The 14,113-nt window shown below is 70.1% G+C and carries 11 protein-coding genes; 3 read left to right on the top strand and 8 right to left on the bottom strand.

Annotated features, from left to right (window positions below):
• Positions 1 to 59: 59 nt before the first annotated feature.
• Positions 60 to 761 carry a DUF2470 domain-containing protein gene (locus tag ACFVXE_RS16655; protein WP_389671859.1) on the top strand — a complete coding sequence of 234 codons (702 nt, stop codon included), beginning with the start codon at positions 60 to 62 and terminating at the stop codon, positions 759 to 761.
• Positions 762 to 770: 9 nt separating this feature from the next.
• Here the strand turns inward: ACFVXE_RS16655 and ACFVXE_RS16650 are convergent, their stop codons facing one another.
• The 4 genes from ACFVXE_RS16650 to ACFVXE_RS16635 form a co-directional block, all read right to left on the bottom strand.
• Entirely contained in the window at positions 771 to 2,144 is a 1,374-nt protein-coding gene (locus ACFVXE_RS16650) for a replication-associated recombination protein A (RefSeq protein ID WP_389671858.1), read from the bottom strand.
• A gap of 66 nt (positions 2,145 to 2,210) precedes the next feature.
• Positions 2,211 to 2,846 carry a vitamin K epoxide reductase family protein gene (locus ACFVXE_RS16645; protein ID WP_389671857.1) on the bottom strand — a complete coding sequence of 212 codons (636 nt, stop codon included), beginning with the start codon at positions 2,844 to 2,846 and terminating at the stop codon, positions 2,211 to 2,213.
• 564 nt (positions 2,847 to 3,410) lie between these two features.
• Positions 3,411 to 4,673 (bottom strand): histidine--tRNA ligase, encoded by a 1,263-nt coding sequence (gene hisS, locus ACFVXE_RS16640; RefSeq protein WP_389671856.1) that lies wholly within the window; start codon positions 4,671 to 4,673, stop codon positions 3,411 to 3,413.
• Between the two features lie 10 nt (positions 4,674 to 4,683).
• A complete protein-coding gene (locus ACFVXE_RS16635) occupies positions 4,684 to 5,370 on the bottom strand; it encodes an MBL fold metallo-hydrolase (RefSeq protein WP_389671855.1) in 687 nt (228 codons plus the stop codon).
• Positions 5,371 to 5,529: 159 nt separating this feature from the next.
• Between ACFVXE_RS16635 and ACFVXE_RS16630 the strand changes: the two genes are divergently transcribed.
• Positions 5,530 to 6,324, top strand: a complete 795-nt coding sequence (locus tag ACFVXE_RS16630; protein WP_389671854.1) for a peptidylprolyl isomerase — start codon at positions 5,530 to 5,532, stop codon at positions 6,322 to 6,324.
• Positions 6,325 to 6,507: 183 nt separating this feature from the next.
• A complete protein-coding gene (locus tag ACFVXE_RS16625; protein ID WP_389671853.1) occupies positions 6,508 to 7,737 on the top strand; it encodes a DUF349 domain-containing protein in 1,230 nt (409 codons plus the stop codon).
• Positions 7,738 to 7,930: 193 nt separating this feature from the next.
• On the opposite strand, the gene ACFVXE_RS16620 is transcribed toward ACFVXE_RS16625, so the two are convergent.
• The 4 genes from ACFVXE_RS16620 to secD form a co-directional block, all read right to left on the bottom strand.
• Positions 7,931 to 10,483 carry a RelA/SpoT family protein gene (locus ACFVXE_RS16620; protein WP_389671852.1) on the bottom strand — a complete coding sequence of 851 codons (2,553 nt, stop codon included), beginning with the start codon at positions 10,481 to 10,483 and terminating at the stop codon, positions 7,931 to 7,933.
• Positions 10,484 to 10,662: 179 nt separating this feature from the next.
• A complete protein-coding gene (locus ACFVXE_RS16615) occupies positions 10,663 to 11,214 on the bottom strand; it encodes an adenine phosphoribosyltransferase (protein ID WP_389671851.1) in 552 nt (183 codons plus the stop codon).
• The gene (gene secF / locus ACFVXE_RS16610; protein ID WP_389671850.1) at positions 11,211 to 12,323 is read right to left on the bottom strand and encodes a protein translocase subunit SecF; all 1,113 of its coding nucleotides are present in this window, start codon (positions 12,321 to 12,323) and stop codon (positions 11,211 to 11,213) included. The genes ACFVXE_RS16615 and secF overlap by 4 nt, the downstream gene beginning before the upstream one ends.
• Before the next feature lies 1 nt (position 12,324).
• On the bottom strand, positions 12,325 to 14,061 hold the full coding sequence (gene secD, locus ACFVXE_RS16605) for a protein translocase subunit SecD (protein ID WP_389671849.1): 1,737 nt from the start codon (positions 14,059 to 14,061) through the stop codon (positions 12,325 to 12,327).
• Positions 14,062 to 14,113 lie beyond the last annotated feature (52 nt).

Below are 14,113 nucleotides of genomic sequence, written 5' to 3'. Positions count from 1 at the left end.
CGACGGAGGACCGATCAGATCGTGGTCAGCCGCGTCCCAGCGGGCCAGAAAACACACGGATGCCGTCAGCAGCCGAGCGCACACGAACTCTCGTACAGAGTACCTGTTCGGCGGTGCTGCTCATCCCCGGCCTGACCGCCACGGGCTTCGACCAGCTGGTGCCGCTGGACCGGAGCGTGGGGCCCGAGGGCGATCTGTTCCTCGAATTCCCCGCCGATTCCCCGGCCGTACGAGCCGCGACGCACGCCCAGGACGACGAGCTGACCGCTGTGCTGGAGATCACGGACGTGGCCCCGGTGTCGGTGCCGTACCGGATCCGTGGCCGCTGCCGTGTCTCCGGCTGGCTCACGACCGTACCCGGGATGGCCGGGCCCGGCAGGACGCTGCTGCGGCTGGAGACCGGTGAGGCGTACATCGAGGACCTGTGGGGCGCGCAGGACGTCGAGCCGGAGGAATTCCGGGACGCCGCCGCCGATCCGCTCGTCGCCCACGAGGCGGAACTGCTGCAGCATCTGCACACGGCCCACGGCGAACAGCTGGGCGGGCTGTGCGGACTGCTGGGGGGACGGGCCGGCGAACGCTGCGCGGCCCAGCGGCCCGACGTCGTCCCGGTCGCACTCGACCGCCTCGGCCTGCGCGTGCGATTCTGCGAGGCCGACGGCCGCTGCTTCGACGCACGCTTCGATTTCCCGGAGCCGGTACGCCACATCGGTGAACTGCGCCGGGCCATGCACACGCTCTTCGAGGCGGCCGCCGGCTGAACGTGCGCCTCAGGCGTCCGCGGTGCCCTCCGCACCACCCCGGCCGAGCCGGTCGCGGACCCGGTCCACCACGTCCGCGTACCGCGCCTCAGCGCCGTACCGCGTGGGCCGGTAGTAGTGCTTGTCGCGGACCGCGTCCGGGGCGTACTGCTGGGCGGCGATGCCGCCGGGGACGTCGTGCGGGTAGACATATCCCTGCGCGTGACCCAGCTTGGCGGCGCCCTTGTAGTGGCCGTCGCGCAGATGCGGCGGGACCGGGCCGGCGAGCCCCTTCCGTACGTCCTCCTGCGCGGCGAAGATCGCCAGCGTCGCCGCATTGGACTTGGGGGCGAGTGCCAGCGCGATGGTGGCGTGGCTGAGGGTGAGTGCCGCCTCCGGGAAACCGATCATGGCGACGGCCTGGGCGGCCGCGACCGCCGTGGGCAGCGCCGTCGGGTCGGCGAGGCCGATGTCCTCGCTGGCGGAGATCATCAGCCGCCGGGCGATGAACCGGGGGTCCTCCCCCGCCTCGATCATCCGGGCCAGATAGTGCAGCGCGGCGTCCACGTCGGAACCGCGGATCGACTTGATGAGGGCGCTCGCCACGTCGTAGTGCTGATCGCCGTCCCGGTCGTACTTCACCGCCGCCCGGTCGACGGTCGCCTCGACGGTCTGGAGGGTGATCTCCTTCTCCTGCGTGGCGAGGGCGGCACCGGCCGCGGCCTCCAGCGCCGTCAGCGCACGCCGCGCGTCTCCCCCGGCGATGCGCAGCAGATGCGCCTCCGCGTCCCCGGGCAGCGTGACCGCGCCGCCGAGTCCGCGCTCGTCGGTCAGGGCGCGGCGGATCAGCCCGCTCAGGTCCTCGTCGGTGAGCGATTCGAGGGTGAGCAGCAGTGAGCGCGACAGCAGCGGCGAGATGATCGAGAAGTACGGATTCTCGGTCGTCGCGGCGATGAGCGTCACCCAGCGGTTCTCCACAGCGGGCAGCAGGGAGTCCTGCTGGGCCTTGGAGAAGCGGTGGATCTCGTCGAGGAAGAGGACGGTCTCCTTGCCGTAGCCGCCGGTGGCGCGGCGAGCGCCCTCGATGACCGCCCGTACCTCCTTGACGCCCGCGGTGATCGCGGAGAGTTCGACGAACCGCTTGTTGGTCGCCTTGCTGACCACGTACGCCAACGTCGTCTTGCCGATGCCCGGCGGGCCCCAGAGGATCACCGACGACGGGCCGGCGGGACCGCCGCTCCCCTCCCCGACCAGGCGGCGCAGCGGCGATCCGGGCTTCAGCAGATGCTGCTGCCCGACGACCTCGTCGAGGGTACGAGGACGCATCCGGACAGCGAGCGGGCTGCTGGACGGGTCCTTCTCCTGGCGGTCTTCGGCGGCTGCGGTAAAGAGGTCGGGCTCCACGTTTCGAAGCCTATGTCACCGCACCGACAACACCGCCGGGCCGGTCCCCGCCCGTACCCGGCGGGCTCAGCTGGTCCAGAAGTCCCACCAGCGGGTCAGGATCAGCATGCCGATGATGCCGATCCACAGGACCGGCGGGACCCAGTGGAACTCCGTCAGCCCGTTGCGCAGCCAGCTCGGCGCGGGCACGATCCGGTGCTTGATGTTGTGCGTGGTGACGTAGCAGAACATGAAGATCGTGGCGACCCAGGCCAGGCAGCACCACAGGCAGAGCGAGTTGATGTTGTACAGCGACTGGTACTGCAGCCAGGTGCAGAAGCCGACGCCGAACAGCGTGCCCGCGTTCAGGCCGAGCCAGTACCAGCTGCGGAACCGGGCCCCGGCGAGCAGCGCCATGCCGATCCCGATCACCACCGAGTAGGTGGCGAGCCCGAGCATCGGGTTGGGGAACCCGAAGGCCGCCGCCTGCTCGCTCTTCATGATGTTGCCGCACGAGACGACGGGGTTGAGGCTGCAGCCGGGGGTGAAGCTGGGGTCTTCGAGCAGCTTGAACTTGTCGATCGTGATGACCCAGGCGGCGAGGAGGCCGGCAGCGCCCGTGATCACCAGCAGCAGTGCGAACGCGCGACTGCCGCCGATGGTCCTCTTCCCGCCGTCCTCGTCCTGGTCGGAGGAGGGATGGTCAACCGCTGCAGTCGTCATATCGCCGTTCCATCAGTGAGTGGCCTGCTGGGCATGGTCATTGTGCCGCACCCCTTCACCGGCCGACCGTTCGATGGACATAAACATGTGCACGCGACCGGCACGGAACCCGGCGGTTCCGCGGGACGGTTCACGCCGCGGCCGCATGCGCCACGGACGCTGCGGACCGTGCGGGGGCACGGGGAGCTGACGGCCACGGACATGCCTGACCTGGGGATCCGGCGCGCCGGCGCGTACGGCTCCGCGGGCCGGGCGGGGCCGGGAAGGGCGCGGCGGTGACGGCTCTCCGGGCGTCGGACCGCGCGGCCCGGGGACGGTCCCGACATTCGGCTCCGGCGCCGCGAGCCACGCGCCGCCACCTGCGTTCCCCGGCCGGGACCGTCCGGCAGGATGAATCGGTGACCGCCGGGTTGACGGTACGGAAGACGGCCGCGTACTCCGGGCGTCGCCGCCCCCAGGACACCGGTGGCGTCGTGCCGGGGCCGGAGCCGGTGCGAGGCGCCGGCCCGGTCCATACGGCTGTGCCCCGCCCGGTCCGGGCGGGGCACAGCCGTATGCGGTGGATCAGGCGAGCTTCTGCTTGATCTCGGCGACCAGCGCGTCGAGGGCGACGGGCTGCTGCTCGCCGGACTCCATGTCCTTGAGCTGGACCACACCCTCGGCGAGATCACGCTCGCCGGCGACCACGGTGAAGCGGGCGCCGGACCGGTTGGCGCTCTTCATCGCGCCCTTGAGGCCGCGGCTGCCGAACGCGAAGTCGGCGGCGACACCCTCCCGGCGCAACTCGGTGACCTTGGCGAACAGCACCCGCCGGGCCTCCTCGCCGAGCGGTACGGCGAAGACGCTGGTGGACGCGGGGAGTTCGAGCTCGATCCCCTCCGCCTCCAGCGCCAGCACCGTACGGTCCACGCCGAGCGCCCAGCCGACCGACGGAAGCGCCGGGCCGCCGATCATCTCGGACAGGCCGTCGTAGCGGCCGCCGCCGCCGACCGCCGACTGCGAGCCGAGTCCGTCGTGGACGAACTCGAAGGTGGTGCGGGTGTAGTAGTCGAGGCCACGGACGAGCTTCTCGTCGTCCTCGTACACCACACCGGCGGCGGTCAGCAGGTCGCGGACCTCCTCGTGGTACGCCTTGCACGCGTCGCAGAGGTAGTCGCGCAGCACCGGGGCGCCGACCAGCTGCTTCTGCACCTCGGCGCGCTTGTCGTCGAGTACCCGCAGCGGGTTGAGCTCGATGCGGCGGCGGGTCTCCTCGTCCAGGTCGAGCTCACGCAGGAAGCCCTGGAGCGCGTCCCGGTAGACGGGGCGGCACTCCTTGTCGCCCAGCGAGTTCAGCAGGATCCGGAAGTTCCGCAGCCCCAGCGAGCGGTACGCCTGGTCGGCCAGGATGATCAACTCGGCGTCCAGCACCGGGTCCTCGGCGCCGATCGCCTCGGCACCGACCTGCGAGAAGTGCCGGTAGCGGCCCTTCTGCGGGCGCTCGTAGCGGTAGTACGAGCCGGAGTACCAGAGCTTGACCGGCAGGTTGCCGAGCTTGTGGAGGTTGGCCTCCAGCGCGGCGCGCAGCACCGACGCGGTGCCCTCGGGGCGCAGTGCCAGCTCGGAGCCGCCCTTGGTGGTGAGGGTGTACATCTCCTTGGAGACGATGTCGGTGGACTCACCGACACCGCGCGAGAAGAGCGCGACATCCTCGAAGCCGGGCGTCTCGATGTAGCCGTAGCCGGAGTTCTTCAGGGGGGCGGAGATCGCCTCGCGCACCGCGAGGAACTTCGCGGAGTCGGGCGGGGTCAGGTCGTACGTGCCCTTGGGGGCCTTGAACGTGCTCACAGGTCTCTCGTCACATTCCTCGTCGGGGCGCGTCCATGCCGTGCATGTACGGGTTCGTGGCGCGCTCGCGGCCGATGGTCGTCTGGGGGCCGTGGCCGGACAGCACCACGGTCGAGTCGTCGAGCGGCAGGCACACACGGGCCAGCGACTCGAGCAGCTCGGCCTGGTCGCCGCCGGGCAGGTCGGTGCGTCCGACGGAGCCGGCGAAGAGCAGGTCGCCCGAGAAGAGAACCTGCGGCACATCCGCGGCCTCGGGCATCCTGAACGTCACCGACCCCTTGGTATGGCCGGGCGCATGCGCGACACCGAACTCCAGACCGGCGAGCTTCAGCAGCGCGCCGTCGGCCAGTTCCTTGACGTCGTCCGGCTCCCCCACCGTCAGCTCGCCCATGAGCGGCATCCCGATGGAGCGGCCGAGGGCCTTCTCCGGGTCGCTCATCATGTACCGGTCCTCCGGGTGGATCCAGGCGGGGACGTCGTGGGCGCCGCACACCGGGACGACCGAGGCGACATGGTCGATGTGGCCGTGGGTGAGCACGACGGCGACGGGCTTCAGCCGATGCTTCTTCAGCGTCTCCTCGACACCTTGGGCGGCCTGATGGCCCGGGTCGATGATCACGCACTCCTCGCCTGCGGCAGGGGCGACCAGGTAGCAATTGGTCCCCCAGGCCCCGGCGGGGAACCCGGCAATGAGCACGATCGTCCTTAATGGTCGTCCGACGGAGGGGTTGCGGTGACCGCGGCTGAGGCGGTCGCGGCAGTTCAGAGCCTACCGGCGCTCCTCATTCCACAGCTAACCCATATACGGTACGGGGCAACCCAGGCCCGATCAGACGACGTACAAGGAGATCACCCGGTGGTCAGCAGCGATCAGCGGCGGCGGCAGCTCGCCAGGGAGAAGTTCGAGCGGCAGCAGCAACGCCGGGAGGAGGCCCGCCGGCGGACGAGGCGCCTCACCGTCATCATCGCGTCGGCGGTGGCCGTGGTGGCGGTCGTCGGGGTTGCCGCGTATGTCTCCGTCGGCAACGACGACGACAAGGGCAAGAGCGACGCGGCCGCGAGCGCGAGCCCGTCCGCGTCCGCGTCGCCCTCGGCGACCGAGAGCAGTGCGCCCGAGCCTGCGATGAAGATCGACAAGAAGGCGAAGTACACGTTCTCGCTCAAGACGAGCCAGGGCGACATAGCGTTCACGATGGACGCGGCGAAGACCCCGCACACGGCGAACTCGTTCAAGTCGCTCGCGGACAAGAAGTTCTTCGACGGTACGAAGTGTCACCGTCTGACCACGCAGGGCATCTTCGTGCTGCAGTGCGGCGACCCCAAGGGCGACGGCACGGGCGGCCCCGGGTACACGATCCCGGACGAGAACCTGACCGCGCTCGGCAAGGCGGGCTCGGACGGCACGGTGACGTACCCGGCAGGCACCGTGGCGATGGCCAACACCGGCCAGCAGCACAGCGGCGGCAGCCAGTTCTTCCTGGTCTACAAGGACAGCAAGCTGCCGCCGACCTACACGCCGTTCGGCACGATGGACGCCGCTTCGCTGAAGGCCGTGCAGAAGGTCGGGAAGGCGGGTGTCGCCGGTGGCGCTGCCGACGGCGCCCCGCAGAAGGCCGTCACCATCTCGAAGGCGGCCGTCGACAAGGCCTGATCCGGCCGGATCCGAAAGAGAGGCCCCGGGCGCGGCCGAAGAATTTCGGCCGCGCTTAGTGCGGACAGCCGGGTGGCCGGTCGCCTAGATTGGCGTTGTGCAGGGCGGGCGCAGCCCGCCCCAGGAAACTGTGGACGATGCCAGGGGGGCGACCCCTCGCAGGCATCAGGTGGAGGAGGCGCTGTGAGCAGCGACCCGTGGGGCCGTGTCGACGAGACGGGCACCGTGTACGTGCGTACAGCCGATGGCGAGCAGGTCGTCGGATCGTGGCAGGCCGGATCTCCCGAGGAGGCTCTGGCCTATTTCGAGCGCAAGTACGAGGGCATCGTGGTCGAGATCGGCCTCCTCGAACGACGGGTGAAGACCACCGATCTGTCGGCGAAGGATGCGACGACCGCCATCGAGCATCTGCGTCAGCAGGTCGACGAGCACCACGCCGTCGGCGACCTCGACGCACTTCGTGTGCGGCTCGACGCGCTGGTCGCGACGGTCGACTCCCGTCGTGAGGAGCGCAAGGCCCAGAAGGCGAAGCAGACCGACGAGGCGAAGCACGCCAAGGAGGCGCTGGTCGTCGAGGCCGAGGAGCTGGCGCAGAGCGAGCAGTGGCGCTCGGCGGGCGAGCGGCTGCGGGCGCTCGTCGACACGTGGAAGGGCCTGCCTCGGCTCGACCGCAAGTCGGACGACGAACTGTGGCACCGCTTCTCGCACGCGCGCTCGGCATTCTCCAAGCGCCGCAAGGCGCACTTCGCCTCGCTGGACGCCCAGCGCGAGGAGGCCCGCAAGGTCAAGGAGAAGCTGGTCGTCGAGGCCGAGTCGCTCTCCGGTTCGACGGACTGGGGTACCACGGCGGCGCGTTACCGCGACCTGATGACGGAGTGGAAGGCGGCGGGCCGCGCCCAGCGCGAGGCCGAGGACGATCTGTGGAACCGTTTCCGCGGTGCGCAGGACGTCTTCTTCGCCGCCCGGGGCGAGGTCTTCGCCGAGCGGGACGCGGAGCAGGGCGAGAACCTCAAGCTGAAGGAGGAACTCGCTGCCGAGGCCGAGAAGCTGGTGCCGGTGAAGGAGCTGAAGGCGGCCCGGGCCGCCTTCCGTGCCCTCAACGAGCGCTGGGAGGCCATCGGTCACGTGCCGCGCGACGCCCGTCCGAAGGTCGAGGGGCGGATGCAGGCGGTGGAGCGTGCGCTCCAGGAGGCCGAGGAGTCGGAGTGGCGCCGGACCAACCCGGAGGCGCGAGCACGCGCCGCGGGTCTGACCGGTCAGCTGCAGGCGGCCGTGGACAAACTGCGTACGCAGATCGACGCGGCGCGCGCCTCGGGCAACAACGCCCGGGCCGACAAGCTGGGCCGTGAGCTGGAGGGCCGTCAGGCACTGCTGGACCAGGCGCTGAAGGGCCTGGAGGAGTTCGGCGGCTGACAGCCGGCTGGACAGCGAAGGCCCTCCGTCGGTGACGGAGGGCCTTCTGCGTGCGGTGGGCCACCGGACCGGCGCGGCGCACGAGGGTGTCCGCGCCGCCGCCGGGGCGCCGTGCCCCGCCCCGAAGCCGTGCGGGCGCGACGCGCGGCAGCCCCTCGTACGAGCGTGCGAGGGGCTGCCGGGACGAGCGGGGTCAGGGCCTGCGGGCCGAGGTCACTCGGTAGACGTCGTAGACGCCCTCCACGCCGCGTACGGCCTTCAGGACGTGTCCGAGGTGCTTGGGGTCACCCATCTCGAAGGTGAACCGCGAGGTGGCCACCCGGTCCCGCGAGGTCTGTACGGCCGCCGACAGGATGTTGACGTGCTGGTCGGACAGGACACGGGTGACGTCCGAGAGCAGTCGCGACCGGTCCAGTGCCTCGACCTGGATGGCGACCAGGAAGACCGAGGACTGGGTCGGGGCCCATTCGACCTCCAGGATCCGCTCCGGCTGCTGGGACAGCGAGTCCACGTTGACACAGTCGGCACGGTGCACGGAGACGCCGCTGCCGCGTGTCACGAAGCCGATGATCGGGTCGCCCGGCACCGGCGTACAGCAGCGGGCGAGCTTGACCCAGACGTCCTCGACACCCTTGACGACCACGCCGGGGTCGGCGTTGGAGCGGCGCTTGCCGCGGCTGCGCGAGGGCGGCGAGCTCTCCGCGAGGTCCTCGTTGGCCGCGTCCTCGCCCCCGAGTGCCTGGACCAGCTTCTGCACGACGCCCGCGGCGGCGACATGCCCCTCACCGATCGCCGCATACAGGGACGAGATGTCGGGGTAGCGCATCTCGTGGGCGAGCGTCACCAGGGAGTCGCCGGTCAGGATCCGCTGGATCGGCAGATTCTGCTTGCGCATGGCGCGCGCGATGGCGTCCTTGCCCTGCTCGATCGCCTCGTCGCGGCGTTCCTTGGAGAACCAGGCGCGGATCTTGTTGCGGGCGCGGGGGGACTTGACGAAGCCCAGCCAGTCCCGGGACGGTGCGGCGCCGGCCGCCTTGGAGGTGAAGACCTCCACCAGGTCGCCGTTGTCGAGAGTCGATTCGAGCGGCACGAGCCGCCCGTTGACCCGCGCCCCTATGGTCCGGTGGCCGACCTCCGTGTGCACGGCATAGGCGAAGTCGACCGGGGTCGCACCCGCGGGAAGCGCTATGACGTCGCCCTTGGGTGTGAAGACGAAGACCTCGTTGCGCGAGAGGTCGAAGCGGAGCGACTCCAGGAACTCGCTGGGGTCCTCGGTCTCCTTCTGCCAGTCGAGGAGCTGGCGCAGCCACGCCATGTCGTTGACGGTGTCCTGGCCACGGCCGGTGTTCTTGGGTACGTCGGTACGCACCTTGGAGGCGCCCGCGACGGCCTCCTGCTTGTACTTCCAGTGCGCGGCGATCCCGTACTCGGCGCGGCGATGCATGTCGAACGTACGGATCTGCAGCTCGACGGGCTTGCCGCTGGGACCGATCACCGTGGTGTGCAGCGACTGGTACATGTTGAACTTGGGCATCGCGATGTAGTCCTTGAACCGGCCGGGTACCGGATTCCATCGCGCGTGCACCGTGCCGAGGGCCGCGTAGCAGTCACGGACCGTGTCGACCAGTACGCGGATGCCCACCAGGTCGTAGATCTCGGCGAAGTCCCGGCCTCGCACGATCATCTTCTGGTAGACGCTGTAGTAGTGCTTCGGCCGTCCGGTGACGGTGGCCTTGATCCGGGCGGCACGCAGGTCGGACTGGACCTCGTCGGTCACTATGGCGAGGTACTCGTCGCGCTTGGGGGCGCGCTCGGCGACGAGGCGGACGATCTCGTCGTACATCTTGGGGTAGAGGATCGCGAACGCGAGGTCCTCCAGCTCCCACTTGATGGTGTTCATGCCCAGGCGGTGGGCCAGGGGCGCGTAGATCTCGAGCGTCTCGCGGGCCTTCTTCTCCTGCTTCTCCCGCTTGAGATAGCGCATGGTGCGCATGTTGTGCAGCCGGTCGGCGAGCTTGATGACGAGGACCCGGGGGTCCTTGGCCATGGCGACGACCATCTTGCGTACGGTCTCAGCCTGCGCGGCCTCGCCGAACTTGACCTTGTCGAGCTTGGTGACGCCGTCGACCAGCAGCGCGACCTGGTCGCCGAAGTCGCGGCGCAGGGTGTCCAGGCCGTACTCGGTGTCCTCGACCGTGTCGTGCAGGAGGCCGGCCATCAGGGTCGCCGGGTCCATGCCGAGCTCGGCCAGGATCGTCGTGACGGCGAGCGGGTGCGTGATGTACGGGTCGCCGCTCTTGCGCTTCTGGCCGCGGTGCCAGCGCTCGGCGACCTGGTAGGCGCGCTCGATCTGGCGCAGCGTGGAGGTCTCGATCTTGGGGTCGTTGCTGCGGACCGCTCGCAGCAGCGGTTCGAGGACCGGGTTGTACGGGCTGGAGCGCTGCACACCGAGCCGCGCGAGCCTGGCCCGCACCCGGTTGGAGGAGCCGCTGGAGCGGGACACCGGGCCGACCGGTACCACGGGCTTGGCGGCGGGCTTGGCCGGGGGCTTCGGGGCGGTCGGCGGCGGGGAGGCCGGGGCGGGGCCGTTCGCTCGGGGGGGCGTCCGCGACACGGTGTCCGCAGGTTCGGGCGCCGGGGGCTTGGGCATCCCCTTCTCCGCGGGCTGCTTCTTCTCGGGCGTGGCTGGGGCCGCCGCGGGCTTGTCGGGCTGCGGGGCGGCGACTGGCTGGGCCTCGTCTGGCAAGAGCGCTCCTCGTGCGGATCCGGACACCCGGAAAGGCCATCGTATCGACCCTGCGGCCAGACCTCCCCCGGGGACCTCGGGACCCTCACAACGCGGACGGGCACCCGGGTGTTCCCGAGTGCCCGTCCTGTGTACGAAGGGTGCCGTCCGCATACGGTCCGAAACCGCGCGGCCCCTGCTCAGACCGTGATCAGGGCCTCCAGCGGGGCCCCTTCGAGGCCCTGCTCGAGCCTCGCCCGGCCCGCGAGGAAACCGAGCTCCATGAGGACCGCGACGCCCGCGACCCGGGCACCGGCCCGCCGGATCAGCTCCAGCGAGGCCTCGGCGGTGCCACCGGTGGCGAGCACGTCGTCGATGACCATGATCCGGTCGTCGGCGGTGAGGTCCTCGGCGTGGATCTCGATCTCCGCGGTGCCGTACTCCAGCTCGTACGCCTGGCTGAGCGTGGCTCCGGGCAGCTTCCCGGCCTTGCGGACCGGTACGAAGCCGAGCCCGGCCCGGACCGCGACCGGCGCGGCCAGGATGAAGCCGCGTGCCTCCAGGCCGACGACCTTGGTGGCGCCGTGCCGGACGCACAACTCCGCGAGGACGTCGGTGAGCGCCGTGAACGCCACCGGGTCCGCGAGCAGCGGCGTGATGTCCTTGAACATCACGCCCGGCTTCGGGTAGTCCGCCACGTCACGGATCCGGCTGAGCAGCAGTTCCCTGGTGCTCTCGGTGGTGCTGGTCATCGACGCTTCCCCGAGGTCCGGCCGTGGCCCCTGGGAGGCTGCTGGCGCTGGCCGACGACGGCGGCGGCGGGCGCCGCCTCCTCGCCGTTGTCGTCGGTGTCGTCGTACGACTGCTCGTCCTCCGCGGACTCGCCCTTGGCGGCGGCCGCCGCTCGCTTGGCGAGGATCCGCTTCCGCAGGGCCTTCATCTGCGGCTCGCGCTCCTTGAGGTCGGCGACCAGCGGAGTGGCGATGAAGATCGAGGAGTACGCACCGGCCGCGAGGCCGACGAAGAGCGACAGCGAGATGTCGTTCAGCATGCCGGCGCCGAGGACGCCGCCACCGATGAACAGCAGACCGGCGACCGGCAGCAGCGCCACCACGGTGGTGTTGATGGAACGGACCAGCGTGCCGTTGATCGAGCGGTTGGCGATCTCGCTGTACGTCCAGCGGGTCTGCTTGGTGATCCCCTTCGTGCCCTCCTTGAGGCTGTCGAAGACGACGACCGTGTCGTACAGGGAGTAACCGAGGATGGTCAGCAGACCGATCACGGTGCCCGGGGTGACCTCGAAGCCGACCAGGGCGTAGATCCCGACGGTGATGGTGATGTCGTGGATCAGCGCGACCAGCGCCGCGATCGCCATGCGCCACTCGAAGGCGATGGCCAGGTAGATCACCACGAGGACCATGAAGACGCCGAGGCCGGTCCAGGCCTTGTTGGCGATCTGCTCACCCCAGCTGGGGCCGACCAGGTCGGCGTTGATCTGCTCCTCGGGGACCTTGAGGTCCTTGGCGAGCTCCGCCTTGATCGCATCGGACTTCGCCAGGTCGACTTCGGTGATCTGAATGCGCAGACCGCCCTTGCCGAGCTTCTGGACGATCGCCTGGTGGCCGGAGGCCGCGACTGCGGACTCCTCCGCCTGGGCGACCGAGGCGCTGGTGGACGGGGTGGTGAAGACCGCGCCGCCCTTGAACTCGATGCCCATGTTCAGGCCGCCCACCGCCAGGGCCACGATGGCCGTGATGGTGATCAGGATCGAGACGCCGTACCAGATCTTGCGCTTGCCGATGAAGTCGTAACCGACATCGCCGCGGTACAGCCGGGCGCCGAGACTGCCGAGTCGCGACATCTCACGCCTCCTTCGGGTCGGTGGGGGCGTTGACACGGCGCGAGCGGCGCAGCGGCGGCTTGGCGCCGAGCCGCTTCGGGTCCAGGCCGGACCACGGGTTGCCGCTGGAGAAGAACTTCGTACGGGCCATGAGCGTCATCACGGGCTTGGTGAAGAGGAACACGACGACCACGTCGAGCAGGGTGGTGAGGCCCAGCGTGAACGCGAAGCCCTGCACCTTGCCGACGGTGACGATGAAGAGCACCGCGGCGGCGAGGAACGACACGAAGTCGGAGACCAGGATGGTGCGCCGGGCACGCGGCCAGGCACGCTCGACGGCCGGACGCAGGGTGCGGCCGTCACGGATCTCGTCCCGGATGCGTTCGAAGTACACGATGAACGAGTCCGCGGTGATACCGATGGCGACGATGGCACCACAGACCGCGGGGAGGTTCAGCGCGAAGCCGATGGCCGGGCCGAGCAGCGCCATGAGCGTGTAGGTCAGGATGCCCGAGGTCAGCAGCGAGAGGAGCGCGATGATCGCGAGACCGCGGTAGTAGGCGACCAGGTAGATGACGACCAGGGCCAGGCCGATGGCGCCGGCGATCAGGCCCGCCTGGAGCTGCTCGCCGCCGAGTGCGGCGGTGACGGTGGTGACCGTGTCCTCGTGGAAGGACAGCGGGAGCGCACCGTAGGACAGCACGTTCGCCAGGTCCTGGGCGGACTGCTGGGTGAAGCTGCCCGAGATCTCGGCGCTGCCGCTGAGCGTCTGGTTCACCTGGGGCGCGGAGACGACCTCGCCGTCGAGCGCGATGGCGAACTGGTTCATCGGCGACTGCTGCGTGGACAGCTTGGAGGTGATGGCCTGGAACTTCTTCGAACCCTTGTCCGTGAAGTCCATCTGGACGATCCACATGCCGCGCTGCTGGTCGATCGTGGCCTTGGCGCTGTCCACGTCCGTACCGGAGACCTCGGCCGGGCCGAGGACGTACTTGGCGTCACCCTCGGAGCTGCACGCGATCGTGGTGTCGGTGGGCTTCGCGTTGGCGCCGGCCTTCGCGCGGCCGGTCTTGGTGGAGCAGTCGAGCGCGGCGAACTTCTGCTGCAGCGCGGCGGTGGCCGGGTCGACCGAGGCCGACGGGGTCGCCGCCGCCTTCGGCGTGCCGGAGGTGCTCGGGCTGGGCGAGGTGTCCTTCGTCAGGGCGCCGGTGACCGCGCGGCCCTGGGTGGTGGCGCTCGCCTTGGGAGTGGGGGACGAGCCGGAGGCCGTCTCCTTCGTGCTCGGCGACGCGCTCGGCTTCGTGGAACCGGAGGCCGAGGGGGTGGCCGTGCCGGCCGGTGTCGCCTTCCCCTCGGTGACGGCGAGCACGGGCCTGAAGTAGAGCTGGGCGGTCGTGCCGACCTGTTCCCGTGCCTGCTTCGAGTTCGTCCCCTTGGGGATGTTGACGATGATGTTGTCCCGGCCCTGGGTCTGGACCTCGGCCTCGGAGACACCCAGACCATTGACACGGCGTTCGATGATGCTGACCGCGGTGTCCATGTTGGTCTGGTTGATCGCGTCCGGCTTGCCCGGCTGGGGCTGCGCCTTGAGCGTGATCGACGTGCCGCCCGCCAGGTCGATACCCAGCCGAGGCGTGGTGTGACCGGACAGGAACATCCCGCCGGTGAGCGCGACCATGGCGATCAGGATCAGAGCCAGGGCACGCCCCGGCCTGCCCTGACCGCCGGACGGCCCTCGGCCCTTCTTCGGTGCTGCCACCTTCTCGTTTCTCCCTGTCCAACCGCCCCGCGCCGGGTACGCGCCCGAGCGG

Origin of the sequence: Streptomyces sp. NPDC058231, from assembly GCF_042882275.1 — a bacterium.
In the GTDB taxonomy this organism is placed as follows: Bacteria; Actinomycetota; Actinomycetes; order Streptomycetales; family Streptomycetaceae; genus Streptomyces.
Note: the sequence above shows the minus strand (reverse complement) of the source record. Positions and strands in the feature narration are given on the sequence as shown.

Excerpts from the sequence above, each read along its gene's own strand:
- ACFVXE_RS16615 (WP_389671851.1), bottom strand. The coding sequence starts at position 11,214 with ATGACCAGCACCACCGAGAGCACCAGGGAACTGCTGCTCAGCCGGATC.
- secF (WP_389671850.1), bottom strand. The coding sequence starts at position 12,323 with ATGTCGCGACTCGGCAGTCTCGGCGCCCGGCTGTACCGCGGCGATGTC.
- ACFVXE_RS16655 (WP_389671859.1), top strand. The coding sequence starts at position 60 with ATGCCGTCAGCAGCCGAGCGCACACGAACTCTCGTACAGAGTACCTGT.
- ACFVXE_RS16645 (WP_389671857.1), bottom strand. The coding sequence starts at position 2,846 with ATGACGACTGCAGCGGTTGACCATCCCTCCTCCGACCAGGACGAGGAC.